The 16,579-nt window shown below is 69.8% G+C and carries 13 protein-coding genes and 4 pseudogenes; 4 read left to right on the top strand and 13 right to left on the bottom strand.

Annotation, left to right across the window (positions count from 1 at the left end):
* Positions 1-152: 152 nt before the first annotated feature.
* Entirely contained in the window at positions 153-1,136 is a 984-nt protein-coding gene (locus tag ACFVVO_RS36100; protein WP_390060824.1) for an aldo/keto reductase, read from the bottom strand.
* A gap of 174 nt (positions 1,137-1,310) precedes the next feature.
* Positions 1,311-2,228: an SDR family oxidoreductase gene (locus tag ACFVVO_RS36095; protein WP_390060822.1), complete on the bottom strand. Its 918-nt coding sequence runs from the start codon at positions 2,226-2,228 to the stop codon at positions 1,311-1,313.
* A gap of 61 nt (positions 2,229-2,289) precedes the next feature.
* Here ACFVVO_RS36095 and ACFVVO_RS36090 point away from each other — a divergent pair, with 61 nt between their 5' ends.
* Entirely contained in the window at positions 2,290-2,880 is a 591-nt protein-coding gene (locus ACFVVO_RS36090) for a TetR/AcrR family transcriptional regulator (protein WP_390060820.1), read from the top strand.
* A gap of 242 nt (positions 2,881-3,122) precedes the next feature.
* Here ACFVVO_RS36090 and ACFVVO_RS36085 read toward each other — a convergent pair.
* A pseudogene (locus ACFVVO_RS36085) lies at positions 3,123-3,420 on the bottom strand (IS5/IS1182 family transposase); the annotation flags it as partial.
* Positions 3,421-3,446: 26 nt separating this feature from the next.
* Between ACFVVO_RS36085 and ACFVVO_RS36080 the strand changes: the two are divergent.
* Positions 3,447-3,741 (top strand): annotated as a pseudogene (locus tag ACFVVO_RS36080) (Rrf2 family transcriptional regulator); the annotation flags it as partial.
* A gap of 46 nt (positions 3,742-3,787) precedes the next feature.
* On the opposite strand, the gene ACFVVO_RS36075 reads toward ACFVVO_RS36080, so the two are convergent.
* The 7 genes from ACFVVO_RS36075 to ACFVVO_RS36045 are packed head-to-tail and all read right to left on the bottom strand — an operon-like array spanning position 3,788 to position 10,944.
* A complete protein-coding gene (locus ACFVVO_RS36075) occupies positions 3,788-4,027 on the bottom strand; it encodes a hypothetical protein (RefSeq protein ID WP_390060818.1) in 240 nt (79 codons plus the stop codon).
* 20 nt (positions 4,028-4,047) lie between these two features.
* On the bottom strand, positions 4,048-6,822 hold the full coding sequence (locus ACFVVO_RS36070; RefSeq protein WP_390060816.1) for a fumarate reductase/succinate dehydrogenase flavoprotein subunit: 2,775 nt from the start codon (positions 6,820-6,822) through the stop codon (positions 4,048-4,050).
* An 11-nt stretch (positions 6,823-6,833) separates the two neighbouring features.
* Positions 6,834-7,628 carry an ABC transporter ATP-binding protein gene (locus ACFVVO_RS36065; RefSeq protein WP_390060814.1) on the bottom strand — a complete coding sequence of 265 codons (795 nt, stop codon included), beginning with the start codon at positions 7,626-7,628 and terminating at the stop codon, positions 6,834-6,836.
* Positions 7,612-8,538: an ABC transporter permease gene (locus tag ACFVVO_RS36060; protein ID WP_390060812.1), complete on the bottom strand. Its 927-nt coding sequence runs from the start codon at positions 8,536-8,538 to the stop codon at positions 7,612-7,614. The genes ACFVVO_RS36065 and ACFVVO_RS36060 overlap by 17 nt, the downstream gene beginning before the upstream one ends.
* The gene (locus ACFVVO_RS36055) at positions 8,535-9,881 is read right to left on the bottom strand and encodes an ABC transporter substrate-binding protein (protein ID WP_390060810.1); all 1,347 of its coding nucleotides are present in this window, start codon (positions 9,879-9,881) and stop codon (positions 8,535-8,537) included. Before ACFVVO_RS36055 ends, ACFVVO_RS36060 begins: the two co-directional genes overlap by 4 nt.
* Positions 9,882-9,895: 14 nt before the next feature.
* Entirely contained in the window at positions 9,896-10,123 is a 228-nt protein-coding gene (locus ACFVVO_RS36050) for a ferredoxin family protein (protein ID WP_016437651.1), read from the bottom strand.
* A 32-nt stretch (positions 10,124-10,155) separates the two neighbouring features.
* Complete coding sequence (locus ACFVVO_RS36045; protein WP_390060808.1) at positions 10,156-10,944, bottom strand: GntR family transcriptional regulator; 789 nt, start codon at positions 10,942-10,944, stop codon at positions 10,156-10,158.
* 1,047 nt (positions 10,945-11,991) lie between these two features.
* Here ACFVVO_RS36045 and ACFVVO_RS36040 point away from each other — a divergent pair.
* Positions 11,992-12,708 carry a hypothetical protein gene (locus tag ACFVVO_RS36040; protein WP_390060806.1) on the top strand — a complete coding sequence of 239 codons (717 nt, stop codon included), beginning with the start codon at positions 11,992-11,994 and terminating at the stop codon, positions 12,706-12,708.
* 38 nt (positions 12,709-12,746) lie between these two features.
* Here the strand turns inward: ACFVVO_RS36040 and ACFVVO_RS36035 are convergent.
* Positions 12,747-13,983: pseudogene (locus ACFVVO_RS36035) on the bottom strand (IS701 family transposase).
* A gap of 166 nt (positions 13,984-14,149) precedes the next feature.
* On the opposite strand from ACFVVO_RS36035, the pseudogene ACFVVO_RS36030 reads away from it, so the two are divergent.
* Positions 14,150-14,551, top strand: a pseudogene (locus ACFVVO_RS36030) (type II toxin-antitoxin system PemK/MazF family toxin); the annotation flags it as partial.
* A gap of 127 nt (positions 14,552-14,678) precedes the next feature.
* On the opposite strand, the gene ACFVVO_RS36025 reads toward ACFVVO_RS36030, so the two are convergent.
* Both ACFVVO_RS36025 and ACFVVO_RS36020 read right to left on the bottom strand, forming a co-directional pair.
* Positions 14,679-15,143, bottom strand: coding sequence for a hypothetical protein (locus tag ACFVVO_RS36025; RefSeq protein WP_390060805.1), 465 nt, complete (start codon positions 15,141-15,143; stop codon positions 14,679-14,681).
* 117 nt (positions 15,144-15,260) lie between these two features.
* Positions 15,261-16,205: an MBL fold metallo-hydrolase gene (locus tag ACFVVO_RS36020; RefSeq protein WP_390060803.1), complete on the bottom strand. Its 945-nt coding sequence runs from the start codon at positions 16,203-16,205 to the stop codon at positions 15,261-15,263.
* Positions 16,206-16,579: the final 374 nt, after the last annotated feature.

Here is a 16,579-nt window from a genome sequence, read left to right as displayed (position 1 = left end):
TCATCCCGAGCGGCTCGGAGCCGGACACGGCTCCGATGCCAATTGGGTCCGCTACTCCGATGCCCGTTCCGGGCGGGACTTTCCGTACCGCCCCGGTTGGTCGCCGTACCCGGGGAACTCGCCGGTAGTCCAGCGCCGACATGCCACGGGGGTCAGCCGTTGAGGTTCTGCATCAGCTCGGGGGCGTAGCGGTCGCCGGAGACGATGCCGCGTGGGGCGACGGCGTCGATGGCGGCCAAGTCCTCATCGGTGATCGCCACGGTGGTGGCGGTGACGTTCTCCTCCAGGTAGCGGCGGCGCTTGGTGCCAGGGATGGCGACCGCGCCCTGGTGCAGCACCCAGGCGAGAGCCAGCTGGGTCGGCGAGACCTGCTTGCCGGCGGCGATGCGGCGAACCTCGTCGACCACGGCCAGGTTGCGGGCGAAGTTCTCGCCCTGGAAGCGCGGGTCGGTGCGGCGGAAGTCGTCGGCGGCGAAGTCGTCCGGGCTGGTGATCGCACCGGACAGGAACCCGCGTCCGAGCGGCGAGTAGGCGACCAGGCCGATCCCGAGCTCGTTCAGGGTGGCCATGACCCCGTCGTCCTCGATGCCGCGCTCGAAGAGCGAGTACTCGGTCTGGACCGCTGTGATCGGGTGGACGGAGTGGGCGCGGCGAACGGTCTGCGGGGCGACCTCGGACAGGCCGATGTAGCGGACCTTGCCGGCGGCCACCAGCTCACCCATGGCGCCGACGGTCTCCTCGATCGGCACCTGCGGGTCGACCCGGTGCAGGTAGTAGAGGTCGACGTGGTCGGTGTCCAGGTGGCGCAGTGAGCGGTCCAGGGAACGACGGACGTACTCGGGGCGCCCGTTGCGGCCGATGAGCGTGCCGTCGTCGGTGAACTCGATGCCGGTCTTGGTGGCGACGACGGCCTGCTCGCGGCGGCCGGCGAGGGCCTTGCCGAGGAGCTGCTCGTTGATGAACGGGCCGTAGCTCTCGGCGGTGTCCAGCAGGGTCACGCCCAGTTCCAGGGCGCGGTCGATGGTGGCGAGGGACTCGGCCTCGTCGGTGCTGCCGTAGAAGGCGCTCATGCCCATGCAGCCGAGTCCTTCGGCGGAGACGGCCAGGCCCTGGCTGCCGAGGGTGCGGAGTTCCATGTGATCTTCCTTGCTGTTGCGGGTCATCCCGCGGTGTGTGAATGGTTGGTTGTGCGGCCCTCGTGCGGACCGGGTGCGGCCGGGCGCCTGCCGCCGGTCGAGGTCGGGCGGGGCGCGGCGGCGGTGTGGCGGCGGCGGGCGGGGATGAGGTGCACCCACTGGGACCCGGCGCGGTCAGCGCACCCAGGTACCGGTGAGGTTCTGGACGGCGGAGCCGTCGAGGTCGGCGAGGGCGGCGGAGACGAAGTCGCGGGCCCACTGCGAGGTCTGGATGCGGAAGGGCGGGCGGGCGACGGTCAGGGCGTCGACGATCGGGGCGGCTGCCTCTGCCGGGGACTGGGCGTTGCCGAACGACTGCAGGGTGCGGGTGACGTAGGCCTCAAGCGCCGGGGCGTAGGGCCCGGCGCCGGCGAGCAGCGTCGGGACATCCAGGCCGAGATTGGCGACGAACTCGCTCGCCACCGCGCCCGGCTGGACCACGGTGACATCGACCCCGACGGTGGCGGCGACCGGCGCGAGGGACTGCATGAAGCCCTCGACGGCGAACTTGGCCGCACAGTACGCCTCGTTGAAGGGCTGGCCGACGACGCCGCCGACGCTACTGACGGTGATCACCCGGCCCTTCGACGCACGCAGGTGCGGCAGGGCGGCCCGGGTCACCGCCACCACGCCGAAGAAGTTCACCTCCATGGCCGCGCGCACGTCGTCCACGCTGCTCTGCTCGATGGTGCCGACCTGGGCGGCGCCGGCGTTGTTGACCAGCGCGTCCAGGCGGCCGTGCTCGGCGACGACCTCGTCCAGGCAGGCGGTGATGCCCGCAGAGTCGGTCACATCCAGCCGCTTGACCTGGATCCGGTCCGCGACACCCGCCTCGGCTGCGGCCTTGAGTAGGGCCCCGGCCTTGCCGATGTCGCGCATGGTGGCGATGGTCGCCCAGCCCGCACGGGCGGTGCCGACGGCGGCAGCCAGGCCGATACCGGAGGACGTACCCGTGATCAGAACTGTCTTCGGAGAGGTCATGAGGGTCTTCCTTGCCTGGGCAGCACAACGGGCCGAAACCCGTAACCGGGGAGTTCCCCAGTTATCTGGCAACGGTAAACGGGGAACTCCCCGGTTGTCCAGCTAGACTGGTCCCCCGACGAAGGGAGCAGTCTTGACCACCAAGCCGAGCGCCTTGCGCGCCGATGCCCGCCGCAACCGGGAGCGCATCCTCGAAGCGGCCGTGCGCGCCTTCTCCGACAAGGGCCCGGACGTGGCGATCGACACGATCGCCAAGGCCGCAGGCGTCGGCTCGGCCACGCTCTACCGCCACTTCCCCACGCGCGAGGCGCTCATCGAGGCGGCCTACCGCAACGAGCTGGCCCGCGTCTGCGACAGCGCCGCGAAGCTACTCGCCGACAACCCGCCAGACCGGGCGATCCGCCTGTGGATGGACGACTTCATCGACTACGTGGCAGCCAAGCAGGGCATGGCGGACGCCCTGCGGGCCGCGGTCGCATCCGGCGCGGACCCCTTCGCCGAGACCCTCGACAAACTTGGCACCGCGCTCGGCACCCTGCTGCACGCCGGCGCCGACGCCGGTCTCCTGCGCCCGGACATCGACCCCCTCGATGTCGGCTTCAGCCTGGCCGGCGTCGCCCTCATCACCAGCGCTCCCGACCAACGCGAACGGGCCGGCCGCCTCCTCGACCTGCTCCTCGACGGCCTCCGGTACGGAGCGGGCGGGCCGGCGTCCAGCCCGTGACCCGCCTCCGGCCGCGGTCCCGCCCTCGTGGCGAGGACAGGGCGCATGCCACTCCCTGCCTCAGGGGCTGGACCTTGCTACATGACATGGCGACCACACTTCAGGCCCCTACATCGGTCTCGGACGGCATGCGGTCTCTGAAGTGTGGTTTCCGCGGATCATTCACTGGTCCGGAGGTTCCCCGGGAGGCCTGGGGCCGTGATTGGCACGTGGGCTTCATCAGCAGGTTCTTACTGATCGTTTCAGAATGAGGTGCGGAGTCGTCTCAAGCAGATGATGCTGCAGGCTAGTTGGAGCAGTGCGAGGTGGAGATCGGCGCGTATCTCGTAGCGGATCCGAAGCCGCTTGAACTGGTGCAGCCACGCGAAGGTGCGCTCGACTGCCAAGCGGGTCTTCTTCGGTCTGATGCCGCGGGCCCGGAGAAATGCGGCGGTACTTGTCGTAGTCGTAGCCGCGGTCGGCGAACAGCCGGCTCGGCCGGTGACGCGGCCGCCCGCGGACCCCACGTATGCGGGGCATCGCGTCCAGCGGGGGCATGAGCCCCGGGCGAAGGCCGGTGGAACGAACTGGCGAATGAGCGGGGCGGCAAGGGCGCCCACCGGCTCGTCCGCCCGGCGGAGTCGATCGCCATCGCCGATGTCATCCGCGTCGCGGACGGCCCCTGGTCTCGGTGCGGGGAGTGCGCCCACCCGAACTCTCCTACTGCGGTACCGCGGAGTCGTTGCTGCCGCTGTAGACCGCCATGCGCGCCAACATCCGCAAGATCCTCGGCTCGGTCACCCTGGCCCACGTGGCCGCGGCCACGCTGCCCGACGAGTTGTGAGCCTCGCGGAGGGCCCCGAGGCCTGGACGAGTCCCTGACCGACGTCCGGTGAACGAAGCGGGCAGAACTCCGGGACGGCCAAGCTCATCCAGACGCGGGCGCCGCGCAGACCGTGCTCGCAGGTCCGCGTCCCGCCCCGTTCGCACGGATCAGCTCCACCGCGCCGGGCGTGACGCGGACCTTCACCCCCTGGAAGCGGCTCTTGGACGAGAACGTCGACGCGCGGGTCTTCTCCGGTATCCACACGAGGTCGGCCGACGTGGTGGGGATCGCGCTCGGCACGAGCGTGGCACGGTACGTCCTGCGGAACACAGGACGCCTCATGGCCGCACGGCAGGTCGCGGTCACAGCGCCCGCACCGCGTAGGCCCTGACGTCCGCGTCCGAGTCCGTCGTCGCGGTGGCCAGGGCGGCTCGGGCGTCCGCGACGGCACGGTGCTGGGTCAGGGCCAGTACAGCGGCCTTGCGGACATCGGCGTTCAGGTCGGTGAGGGCCTTGGCGAGGGCCGGGACTGCCAGGTCGGAGTCTGTGGCGGACAGAGCGGTGGCGGCGCCGGCCCGGACCTGCCAGGCCAGGTCTGACAAGGCTGCCTTGGCGCGTGCGGCCAGGGCTGCCGGGCAGCCGGTCGAGCCGAGAGCCTCGTAGGCTGCCCCCCGCACCAGGGCGTCGCGATCGTCGACGAGCGCTGCGAGGGCTGAGCGGGCCATGTCCGAGCCTGTGCCCATGGTGGCCAGGGCCTTGGCGATCGTGACGCGGACCTCGCGGGACGGATCGACGGCGGCTGCGCGGGCCACCTCTACGGAGGCGTCGACCGACACCAGCGCGCGCACGGCCGCGATGCGTACGGCGATGTCGGAATCCGACAGGGAGTGCGCGAACAACTCGGCGTCACCAAGCCGCAGGGCACGCAGCACGTCCAGTGCGGCGGCACGGACGGCGGGGTCGGCCTCGGACAGGGCGGCGGCGAGGCCGTCGCGCAGGGCCGGTTCCGGCGGCAGCGTCTCGACCAGTTCGCGCAGTGAGGCGACCGCGGCGGCGCGGACGCCGGCGTCGGGATCGGTGAGCACCGATGCCAGTGCCGGTCCAGTGCCCGGCGGCACGATCTCCGTCAGAACCGTGACGGCCGTCCGGCGCACGCTGGACTCGGGGTCCGTCAAGAAGTCGGCGAGGACGGAGAGATCAGGGTCGTCCTCCGCAAGAGTGAGGAGTTCGAGCAGGCGAGGTGTGGCCTGCGCGTCCGCGTCGGCCCGGGGGCGGGCGGCTGTGTCGGCCACGGTGGGTTCCTGCCGCGACGCCACCGGCGCCGCTTCCCGGGCCCCTGCCGTCGCCACATGGTCCGGGTGGACCTCGCCGAGGTGCCGGGAGGGGCCGCCGGCCGGGGTGAATGTGTCGACCGGGACCAGGTAGGGAGCCACGGGACGGGCCGTGAACTCCATCGCACCAGAGGGGGACTTGTGCAGATCGAGGTGGTGGAACCAGGACGCGTCGTCACGCCGGGGGTGGTCGATGCGGTCGTGGTAGAGGCCCCAGCGGGACTCCGTACGGGCCAGGGACGCCCGGGCGGCCATCTCCGCGCAGTCGCGGATGAAGGTGACCTCGGCGCAGCGCATGAGTTCGTGCGGGGAGCGGGCGCCCATCGCGGCGATGTCGTCCCGCATCCGCTCGAACGCCTCCAGGGCCAGGGAGAGTCGAGCACCCGACTTCGGTGGGGCCACGTAGTCGTTGACGAAGCGGCGCAGCTTGTATTCGACCTGGGGCTGCGGTGGGCCGTCCGGGTTGCGCAGCGGGCGGTAGACCAACTCGTGCGCCTCGCGCAGCTGATCCTGCGGCAACTCGCCTTCGTAGGCCTGGTGCTGGGATGCGTCCGCTCCGGCCAGGTCACCGAAGACGAATGCGCCGATCATGTAGTTGTGCGGCACGCAGGCCAGGTCGCCGGCGGCGTACAGGCGGGGGACGGTCGTACGGGCGTGGTCGTCGACCCGTACGCCCGAGGCCGAGTGGCCGCCGCACAGGCCGATCTCTGAGATGTGCATCTCGACGTCGTGGGTGCGGTAGTCATGGCCCCGGCCGGCATGGAAGGTGCCACGCGTCGGGCGCTCGGTCGAGTGGAGGATCGACTCCAGGGCCGAGATCGACTCCTCTGGAAGGTGGCTCAGCTTCAGGTAGACCGGGCCCCGGTCGCTCGCGATCTCCGCTGCGAACTCGGCCATCATCTGGCCGGACCAGTAGTCCGAGTCGACGAAACGCTCGCCGTTACGGTTGACCTGGTAACCGCCGAAGGGGTTGGCGACGTAGGCACAGGCGGGGCCGTTGTAGTCCTTGATCAGCGGATTGATCTGGAAGCACTCGATGCCGGTGAGTTCGGCGCCCGCGTGGTAGGCCATGGCGTAGCCGTCGCCCGCGTTGGTGGGGTTCTCGTAGGTGCCGTAGAGGTAGCCGGAGGCGGGCAGTCCGAGTCGGCCGCAGGCGCCGGTCGCCAGGATCACGGCGCCTGCCCGCACCACCGCGAACGCGCCCGTGCGGGTGTTGAAGCCGACCGCCCCCACCGCCCGCCGGGCCTCGCCCTCGCCCGCCGTCAGGACCCGCACCGGCATCACCCGGTTCTCGATGCGGATCCGCTCGCGCATCTCGCGCCGCCGCAGTTGCCGGTACAGGACCTTCTTGACGTCCTTGCCCTCCGGCATCGGCAGCACATAGGAGCCGGAGCGGTGGACCTGGCGGACCGCGTAGTCCCCGTGCTCGTCCTTCTCGAACTTGACCCCGTACGACTCCAGCCGCTGCACCATGGCGAAGCCGCGGGTGGCGGTCTGGCGGACGGTGGACTGGTCGACGATGCCGTCGTTGGCGCGGGTGATCTCGGCGACGTAGTCGTCGGGCTCGGCGCGGCCGGGGATGACCGCGTTGTTGACGCCGTCCATGCCCATGGCGAGTGCGCCGGAGTGGCGGACGTGCGCCTTCTCCAGAAGGAGGACGTCCGCACCGTGCTCGGCGGCGGTCAGGGCCGCCATGGTGCCGGCGGTGCCGCCGCCGATGACGAGGACGTCGCAGGTCAGTTCCTCGGCGTCGGCGAGGGCGGGGATCCGGAGGGTCTCGGAGGGGGTGTTCGCGCGGGGGTTCACCGGGGTGCCTTTCACGTGCCGAGCGAGGTGAGGAGGTCGCGGCGCAGGGCCACGCGGGCCGCGTCGTCGTGGGCCGTGCGGTCGCGCGGGCGAGGTACGTCCCGTACGGCGAGCAGACGGCCGGCGCCGAGCAGGGCCACACGGTCGCCGAGGAACAGGGCCTCGTCCACGTCGTGGGTGACGAAGACGACGGTCGCGCCCGTGCCCCGCAGCACCTCCACCAGCAGGTCCTGCATGCCGGCCCGGGTCTGGGCGTCGAGGGCGCCGAACGGCTCGTCCATGAGGACGGCGCGCGGACGCCCAGCCAGGGCGCGGGCCAACTGGGCGCGCTGGCGCTGCCCTCCGGAGACGCGGTGGGGCAACTGGCGGGAGTGGTCGGCGAGTCCGATCCGGCCCAGCCACTCCTCGGCCTGGACGCGGCGCTCGGAGCGCGGGACGCGGCGGATGGCGAGCGGGAGTTCGATGTTGGCGCGCAGGGTGCGCCAGGGGAGGAGGGCGTCCTCCTGGAAGATCAGGGCGCGTTCGGCGCAGGGACCGGCCAGGGGGCGCCCGTCCTGGCCGATCTCTCCGGCCAACGGGGGGAGCAGGCCCGCCAGGCTGCGCAGCAGGGTCGACTTGCCGCATCCGGAGGGGCCGACGACGGTGAGGATCTCGCCCTGCGCGATGTCCAGGTCGACGTCGGCCAGGACAGGCGCGTCGGGGCGGCCGAGCATGGCGGCGTGGAGGGTGAGCCGGGTGCCGGGTACGGAGGACGGCGCCTGGTCCACCGTACGGAGGTCGGGCTTGATGTCAGACGAGGTGCTCATCGCGTGCCTCCTCGGTGTCGGAGGGCTGGTCGGTGCTGGCGGCGGCGGGCTGGGCGGGCGCGAGCGTGCGCGGCGCCGTTGGCCGGGTTCCGGGGACGTACGACGTGCGGGGCAGCCAGCGGGTCAGACGGCGGCCCAACAACTCGACGGTCGTGGAGGTGAGCCAGCCGAGGACGCCGATCGTGACCATGCCGACGAAGACACCGGGGTAGTTGACGATCGTGTAGTCCTGCCAGGTGCGGTAGCCGACGCCGTACTGACCGGAGATCATCTCCGCGGAGATCACGCAGATCCACGAGACGCCGATGCCGACCGACAGGCCGCCGAAGATGCCGGGCAGCGCGCCCGGCATGACGACCGAGCCGAGGATGCGCCACCGGCCGCCGCCCATCGTGAGCACGGCCTCCTCCCACACGGGGGTCAGCGCCCGGACGGAGTGCCGGGTGGAGACCAGGACCGGGAAGAAGGCCGCGGTGAAGGTGATGAAGACGATGCCCTGTTCGTTGGAGGGGAAGAGCAGGATCGCGACGGGCACCAGGGCGATCGCCGGGATCGGGCGGACCATTTCCAGCAAGGGGCCCAGCAGGTCCCCGGCCAGCCGCGAGCGGGCCACGAGCACGCCGACTGCCACGCCGAGCACCGCCGCCAGCAGAAAGCCCGTGACGATGCGGGTCAGGCTGTCGGTGAGGTCTGTCCAGTAGTCCGCCCCGGCGAGGCGGTCGGCGAAGGCGTGCCCCACGTCCGTGACTGTGGGGAACTGCGAGAAGCGCAGCCACAGGTCGACGTCAAGGCTGGTCAGCAGCTGCCAGAGGCCGAGGGCGGCCGCGACGGCACCCACCCGCAGCGCGTACCGGCCGATCGGCGGGAGCGGACGCCGGTAGCGGCCCGCCTGCGGCGCGGGCCCGCTCATGCGGCACGCTCCAGGGCTTCGCCGTACGTGATCACGCGGGCACCGCCGTGCGCAGAGGCATACGCCCGCGCGGTCGCCGGCGCGACGAACGGCAGGAGCTTCTCGCCGTCGGCCACCCAGACCGCCTTGTCGGCGAACCACAGCGTGCCGGTGGTGGCGTCGGGCACGTAGGCGGCGCGGATGCCGTCGGAGTGGGTGGCCACGTAGGCCAGCAGCTGCGCTGGGGAGTTGAAGCCCTTGGTCTCGTGGGCGCCCTTCGGCCATGCCTCGCTCGCGGCGGCGGGCGGCATGGCGGCGAGCCGCTTCGCGTACGACGCCCCGAGGGCCTTCTTCACGTAGTGGTCGTCGACGAAGGAGTCCACGTCGATGTCGCCGGTCAGCTTTGCCGCCTTCAGGACCGACACGTCCTGCTTCAGCGCGGAGACGAGCTGCGGCTTGACGGCCGGGTCGAAGGTGGAGATGCCGTGGGCGCCGTTGTAGAGGTAGACGACCTCGGCGGGCAGGCCGGTGGCCTTCGCGACCTTCTCGGCGGCGGCCACGGGATGGGTGCCGAGGTAGTCGGTGGCCTCGGCCTGGGCCTTGAGGAAGGCCTCCAGCACGGCCGGGCTGTTCTTGGCGAAGTCCTCGCGGGCGGTGACGCCGTGGAAGGTGGGCAGGTACAGCTGGGCCCCGTCGTAGAGGGCCTTCGCCTTGCCCTGGTAGGCGAGCAGGCCGGGCCAGGCGACGAACTGCGACAGCGCGTCCGCGCGTCCCGCGGTCAGGGCCGACGCCCCCACAGCGGGCTGCTGGTTCAGCTTCTCGATGCCGTCGTTCGGGTCGATGCCGGCGCGCTGCAGGGCCCGTACGAGGGTGCCGTCGGCGGCGGAGCCGACGCTGGTGGAGACCTTCTTGCCCTTCAGGTCCCGCAGGGAGGTGAGCTTGGAGTCGGGTGGGGTGACGATGGTGTTGAGGCCGCCGCGGAGGTTGTAGCCGGTGACGGAGACCAGGTGGGTGGGACGGCCGAGTTGTTTACCGCGGGCGGCGTTGATGAGCAGCGGGAAGTCGCCCATCGAGCCGATGTCAATCTTCCCGGCGGTCATCTGGGCGGTGATGGGGGCGCCGGTGGCGTAGTCCTGCCAGTCGACCTTGTAGGTGCGGCCGTCGTGGAGAGAGTTCAGCTGCTTCTCGAAGGAGCCGAGGGAGCGCAGGAGTGTGCCCGCGGTGACCGTGTTGATGGTCTTGGACTGGTAGCCGACGGTGACCGTGACGGTGGATCCGTCACCGCCGGCCGCCGCATTGCCACCGCAGGCGGTGAGCGGTGCGAGGAGCAGGGCGGCGACTGTGGCAAGTGCTGTACGCTTCATGGGAGTTCGGCCTCTCACCGGAGCAGGTAGGGCATGTTCACCGTCACGGCTCCGGTTGGACAGCGGGCCGCGCACGGGCCGCAGTACCAGCACTCGTCGACGTGCATGTACGCCTTGCCGCTGCTGTCGTCGATGGCGAGGGAGTCCAGTGGGCACATGTCCACACAGAGCGTGCAGCCGTCGATGCACTTCGACTCGTCGATGGTCACGGGCACGTCGGCCCGCTGGGGTGCCAAAGGCATGGCTATCTCCAGGAATGTGCGCGAGCGGGTGTTCACAGGGACCGGTGCAGCAGCCCGCTCATCGAGATCCGGTCGCCGCGGAAGCGGATGAATTCCAGGTCGACGGGTCGCCCGTCGGCGAGGTACGTGAGACGTTCCAGCATCAGGACGGCCGCACCGCGCGGTGCCTGCAGTACGGCGGCGGAGTGGGCGTCGGTGCTCACCGCCTCGAGGCTGATCTCGGCGTGACCGAGAGGGGTGCCGGTGAGCGTCTCCAGGAGCCGGAAGATGTCCGTGTTCTCCAGGTCCTCGCCGAGCAGGTCGGATCCGACGTCGAGCGGGATGTACGTGAGGTCGAGGGACAGGGGTAGGCCGTTCAGCCGGCGCAGACGTTCGATGTAGAGGACGTCGGTGCCGGGTGGGACGTGCAGGCGGTCGGCCACCGGGGAGGGCGCGGGGACGGGGCCCATGGTACGGACCTCGTTGGTGACGTGGCCGTGTTCGCGCAGGGTTTCCGCGAGGCCCATCAGGCGGTCGAGTCCGTGGGGGTACTTCTGGGCCACGACGACCGTGCCGACGCCGGGGAGGCGTTCGACCAGGCCCTCCGCGCGCAGGAGGTCGAGGGCTTGGCGAACGGTGTTGCGGGAGGCGCTGTAGTCCGTGGCGAGGGTCGTCTCGTGAGGAAGCGCGCCGTCCGGGAATCTCCCGGCCAGGAGCTGGTGGCGGAGCAGGTCGGCGAGTTGGCGAGCCCGGTCCGCACGCAGCCGCCGCCGCGCACGGTGGGCGGCGACGGTGGTCGCGCCTTGGCCGGCGTGGTCTCGGATACGGTCGGTGGGTGCCATGCTTCGGACCATACCTATTCGGTAGGGAAAGCGGTGTTGCTGGAGTGTTGCGCCACCTGACACGTGACCAGATGGCTCCCTGAACTGGGGTTTCGTCTGACAGACGGGAAGATCTGCCAGCGCCGGGGCCTGCCCACGAGAACCGACGAGGCGATCAGCGCGAGATTTCGCAGAGCTGATGCACCTGCGTTCCAGAGCACACAGGGCCCGCCTCCTCCACAACACGACAGCACCGGCTCGCGTGCGGCGATGACCCTTATGCGGCGGACCGGTGCCGTGTGCGCGTGGCTGGGAGGTCGGGCGCACGCTCCCTGTCGACCGGGATCCGTTCACTCAGCGGGCGACCAGCAGGCCAGGTCGGCGCCGTCTACCAATTCCGCTTCCCTCAACTCCAAGAAGCTCTTGCGAATCACCATGCCGAGTACTGGACCACCCTCACGGGTCAACCTGTCCCGGATCGGAACGAGAAAGATGTGAAGAATAACGGTAGGGCCCTCCTTAGAGGAATGTCCCCCTGGACGATTCTTTTTGCGGTAGTCGGGCTACTCTTGGTCCTCTCCTGGGCAGGTACTCGCGACATACTTGCAACACTGCAAAATCACGGCAACCTCGGCCCCTCCGATGCGCCCGTAGTCGTCACCACAATCGTCTCCCTAGCTACAGCTATTGGCGCCTTGATTGGGGGGACGCTTACAGGATTCTCGAAATACGTGCAAGCTCGAGGACAGGCTGATGCAGAGCGGACCCGGGCCGATGCGGAGATGCTCCGAGCACAGGCCGATGTCATTCGTGCCAGGGCGGGCTTGCCTTCGCTGGAGACTCCCGTCGAACGGAGAAACTCCGCCACGTCAGTCCGAGCCCGCAGAATGAGCTTTGCGGCGGAACAACGGGCAGAACGCCGATGCCGGGCCCCCCTTGGGTTTCCCTCGGCGCTGGTCCAACGGTGCGGATCGGGGTAGATGCTGGAGACGCCCGGCGGCATGCATCGCTGATGGACGCGTGGGTGCCGTGACGTTGTCCGTGGCAGTGACGGAAGGAGCAGGCCGTATGGCGCGTACGCGTACCGATGCGAGCACCAGGCATCCTCGACACGAGCGCAGAGGGGAGGCACGGCTGCCGGCAGTGGTTGCGACGCTTGCCGCGATCGCTCTGTATCTGGTCCTACCGCAACGGTTGTTGGTCGCTCCGCGTTACGTGCTGCCCGCCCTGGAGTGCCTGCTGCTGATTCCGCTCATCGCGATCAACCCGAAACGCCTGACGAAGCAGACGAAAACCTTCCGGGTGCTCTCGCTGACGCTCGTAGCCATCATTGCGATCAGCAATCTCCTGGCGCTGACCATCTTGATCCATGAACTGGTGTACGCCGGAGTGAAGGACGGCCGCTCACTGCTGGTGGCGGCGCTGCAGGTCTGGCTCACCAACATTATCGTTTTCGGCCTGGCCTACTGGGAGCTGGACCGGGGCGGCCCTGTCAGCCGCACCCAGACGCCCCGTTCCGCGTTGCCGCTGGCGGACTTCCGTTTCTCACAGGACGAGAACGACGACGCCGTCCAAGAAGTCGCCGACGGCGCCAGCGGTGCCTCGGACTGGGTTCCCACCTTGGTGGACTACCTGTATGTGTCCGTCACCAACTCCACGGCGTTCAGCCCGACCGACACCATGCCGCTGTCGACCCGCGCCAAAGTCATGATGAGCATTCAGAGCATCTCCGCCCTCTTGACCTCCCTCCTCGTGATCGCACGAGCCGTGAGCATCCTGCACTGACACCCGCGCCCTAGTACTCCAGCCGTAGATCGTGATCTTCATGCTTGAGCGGCTTGTCGCCAGTAGTGGCTGCTCTGGGATCGGGCCTGGTGGCGGCGTCGCCAGACGGACCAGCCAAGCCGGTGGAACAGGGTCAATGGCGCGTTGGATGACAAGCGTGATGAACAGTCGTTGGATCTCGTTGCAGGTGAGCGGTATCAGCTCGTCGGGTGAGGGATGACGGTTGTGTTCGTTCGCGCGGACGACGGCGAGGAAGGCGTGCGCCAGCATGGCCAGGGTGACCCAGCGGGAGCAGGACGGGTAGCGGCGGACCTGGTGCTCGTCCAAGGCCGCCAAGCCTTTGCCGGACTGGAAAAGCTCCTCGACCCGCCACCTTGATCCAGCGACGCGCACCAGGGTGGTCAGCGGTACTGCGGCCGGCGAGTAGCAGCGGTAGTACGCGAGTTCGCCGGTGCTGCGGTTGCGGCGGATCAGCAACTGCCGGCTCCCGGGCCGGAGGTCGGTGAGGTCGATGACGGCCCAGTCGTAGAAGCGGTGGCCCTTGGCTCCGCTCCCTGCGGACAGCTTCTGCCAGGCCCTCTTGGGCACCTTCCTGGCCAGCATGTCGGCGCGGAACTTCCCGGCGCCTGTGGTGACTTCGTGCGAGCAGGCCACCGCGAGGACGTAGCCGGTGCCACGTTACTCCAGCGCGGCGCGCAGCCTCGGGTTGCCGCCGTAGACTTCGTCTCGCGCGACCCAGGCGGCCCGGTGGTCGGCGTCGAGGAATCGGGTGACCATGCGAGCGGCCAGTTCCGGCTTGGTCGCGAACTCCGTCTTGTCACCGAGGCCGGCTGCCCGGCAGCGGTCGGGGTCGGAGGTCCAGGAACGCGGAACGTACAGTTCCCGGTCCACCGCGGCGTGCCCGCGCCGCCCGGCGTGGACCAGATAGACGGCGACCTGGGCGTTCTCGATCCTGCCCGCGGTGCCGGTGTACTGCCGCTGGGCACCGACGGTGTCGGTGCCCTTCTTCACGTCGCCGGTCTCGTCGACAACCAGGACTGCCTCGTCGTCGTGCAAATGCTCGACCACGTAGGCGCGCACGTCGTCGCGGACCTGGTCGGCGTCCCACTTGGCCCGCCCGAGCAGGTGCTGCATGCCGTCCGGGGTCCTGTCCCCGGCTCACTCGGCGATGGTCCAGCAGTTCTTGCGCGGCAGGTCCGACAGCAGGACGAGTACCAACTTCTGGGCCCGGCGCCGGGATTCCACCCGCGTGAACCGTCCCGCTATCCGGCTCATCAGGCCCTCGAACGCTTCCTGCCAGCGGGCAGGGTCTACGCTGTGACCTGCGGCCACCGTATGATCGTTTGTCTTCACGCGCCGATGATCAACGGTAGCCGCACCCGTCTCCACAGGGCATCAGGGTCGCGCAGCGTCTGCCTGCCGTCCTGTATCTGGAGGACTTGTGCAACGTGGCGAAGTCTGGTGGGTTCAGTTCGACGAGCGGAGGCTGGTCGTACTTCTGTCGGGAGAGGACACGTCCGGGATCCGGGTGATGCAGGTCGTCGCTCCCGCGAGCGTCGACATCAGCGGTCTGGGCATCGAAGTGATCGTGGGCGCCGCTGAAGGACTGCCGTTCGAAGGCGTGCTGCGGCTCGCGTTCCCGCGTCCAGGCTTCACCCCGTGCACGTGGCTGACCACTGTGTCCCGGGACGACCTGATAGAGCGGGAGACCGTCCTGTCTTCCACGAAGCTCAGCGAGATTGACGAAGCCCTCCGACTCGCTGAACAAGCGCAGGAGCGGACTCCGGCAACGACCGCGAAGCTCAGCGAGATAAGGGACGCCCTCCGTCTCGGTGAACTCGGGGAGACGAAGGAGAAGCCGACGCCCGCGACAGCGTGGGCGATCTCGGGCGAGATGATCCACGCTGGCCACCTGCCGCCTCGGCGCCCCTTACCATCAAGATCACGATCTACGGCTGGAGTACTAGCCCTCACAAACGGGCGGCACAACTTGAGGCATTCGTAGCGCAGCCCGGCGTCGAGCACGGCGATCGCGATCGGCGACTGGTCAGCAGGCCGCGCAGCGCCGGGCCCAGTTTCCCACCGCTTCCAGTCCTCGGCCCGGCACAGCGCGGCCAGCCAGCGGCAGCCATCGCCCCGGGCACCGGCACGGCCCGCACCCGCAGCCCCAGGCCGACCCGGTGGCCGTCCTGGTGGCGCACCGAGACCGGGTCCTCCCAGCTGTCGGCCACCAGCCGGCCCTCGACTGGCGCCGTGCGGCCTTCCACGCCGTCCGTGCCGTCCGGGCCCTGCAGCACCGCGGACACCGGCTGCTCGGCCATGTCCGCGGAGGCGTGCCCGAGCAGCTTCTCGGCCCGCGGGCTCCAGCACTTGATCAGCCCCGACCCGTCCGCCGTCACCAACGCGGCCGTGGTGAGGTCGAAAGGATCGTTCACGCTGTGTTCACGCTGTCGTCGTGCGCCCGGCCCGGCACGCCCATGATCTGGTCGCATCTGAAGAGGGACCCCGACCCCAGGCTCTCATCTCACACAGCCGGGAGCGAGGTCTCGCCCTCAGGCCAGGCAGGTGAGGGGGCGTCCGCCGTTGTAGGCGACCATGTCGCCGAGGGCGGCCGCTGCGTCGATGGTCCGGCCGAGCGGGCCGTCCTCCAGCTCCGCGTACGCTCGGTGCAGGTTGCCGACGATGCGCTCGGCGTCGAGCAGCCCGGCGTACTCGCCCAGGTCGGTTTCGCGGGCGGTCTCCAGGGGCGTCAGTCCGGCGTCGCGGCCCGCTCGGGCGGTGCGCTGCACGAACCGTAGGTAGCCGAGCACCTCGTCGACCAGCTCGGGACCGGCGACCCCGCCGTGGCCGGGGACGATGGTCGTCGCGCCCAACGGCTTGACCACCTCTTCAAGCACCTTCACGGCACCGGCCACGGAACCCTGCAACAGGAAGGGCGTGCCGCCGTTGAACAGCAGGTCGCCGCTGAACAGGACCCCCCGTTCGGGCAGCCAGACGATGGAGTCGTTGGTGGTGTGGGCGGGCGTGCCGACGTGGCGCACTTCGGCGCGCAGGTCGTCGGACCACACCGTGACGCCCTCCGTGTAGGTGAGGAAGGGCGGTTCGATCGTGACGTCACCCCACTCGACGTCGGTCCAGAACGCGGCTGCCGCGCCCGGCTCGCCCCACTGCAGGACGCTCGTCCGGGTCGCCTCGTGGCCGACGATGGTGGCGCCGTCGAACAGGTGGTTGCCGAAGGTGTGGTCGCCGTGGTGGTGGGTGTTGATCAGGGTCCGTACCGGCTTGGACGTGACGGTGCCGATCGCGTCCAGGTAGGCCCGCGTGCGCCGTACGGTCGAGCAGGCGTCCACACTGATCACGCCGCGCCGCCCCACGAGGAATCCGGTGTTGTTGATCCACCAGCTGCCGTCGGGCTGTATGTAGGCGAAGACGTTCTCGCTGACCTCCTCGACCCGGGGCGGGGGAAGGAGGTCTACGTCGTGGTGGACACTGCTCACTGCGAACTCCTGTCGTGAGGAAGGGAGTTTCCCGGAGCGGTCACGGATCTGCCACACCCGGCCGGGCTCGTCGAACTCTGCGGGGATCATCGCACCGGAGATCCACCGACCGGTAGCCCGACTTGGGGCGCCTGGCGGCCGGCGCCTCAGGGGCGCCGGGTGAAGTGGGTGACCGGAGTTCTTGAGCGCAGGCCCCTGTCTTCAGGGAGGGGTTGGCTCGTCCTCGGCGGGAGCCGCGCAGCGGTGGAGTTCGCTGCGTTGTCAGTGGCCGCCGGTACGGTGATCACATCAACTGGAGGGGGTGTATTCATGCTGTCGGGCCGCAGATACCGGCTTGATTTGACGGCCGAACAGGCGCAGATGTGTGAGGAGTT

The organism is Streptomyces sp. NPDC058145 (assembly GCF_042884245.1).
GTDB lineage: Bacteria > Actinomycetota > Actinomycetes > Streptomycetales > Streptomycetaceae > Streptomyces.
The sequence above is the reverse complement of the archived record's forward strand: the minus strand, read 5'-3'. Positions and strand labels throughout refer to the sequence as shown.

Bases quoted from the DNA above. Each gene is read 5' to 3' on its own strand.
- ACFVVO_RS36100 (WP_390060824.1), bottom strand. From the start codon at position 1,136: ATGGAACTCCGCACCCTCGGCAGCCAGGGCCTGGCCGTCTCCGCCGAA.
- ACFVVO_RS36075 (WP_390060818.1), bottom strand. From the start codon at position 4,027: ATGAGGCGTCCTGTGTTCCGCAGGACGTACCGTGCCACGCTCGTGCCG.
- ACFVVO_RS36065 (WP_390060814.1), bottom strand. From the start codon at position 7,628: ATGAGCACCTCGTCTGACATCAAGCCCGACCTCCGTACGGTGGACCAG.
- ACFVVO_RS36060 (WP_390060812.1), bottom strand. From the start codon at position 8,538: ATGAGCGGGCCCGCGCCGCAGGCGGGCCGCTACCGGCGTCCGCTCCCG.
- ACFVVO_RS36055 (WP_390060810.1), bottom strand. From the start codon at position 9,881: ATGAAGCGTACAGCACTTGCCACAGTCGCCGCCCTGCTCCTCGCACCG.
- ACFVVO_RS36050 (WP_016437651.1), bottom strand. From the start codon at position 10,123: ATGCCTTTGGCACCCCAGCGGGCCGACGTGCCCGTGACCATCGACGAG.
- ACFVVO_RS36045 (WP_390060808.1), bottom strand. From the start codon at position 10,944: ATGGCACCCACCGACCGTATCCGAGACCACGCCGGCCAAGGCGCGACC.
- ACFVVO_RS36040 (WP_390060806.1), top strand. From the start codon at position 11,992: ATGGCGCGTACGCGTACCGATGCGAGCACCAGGCATCCTCGACACGAG.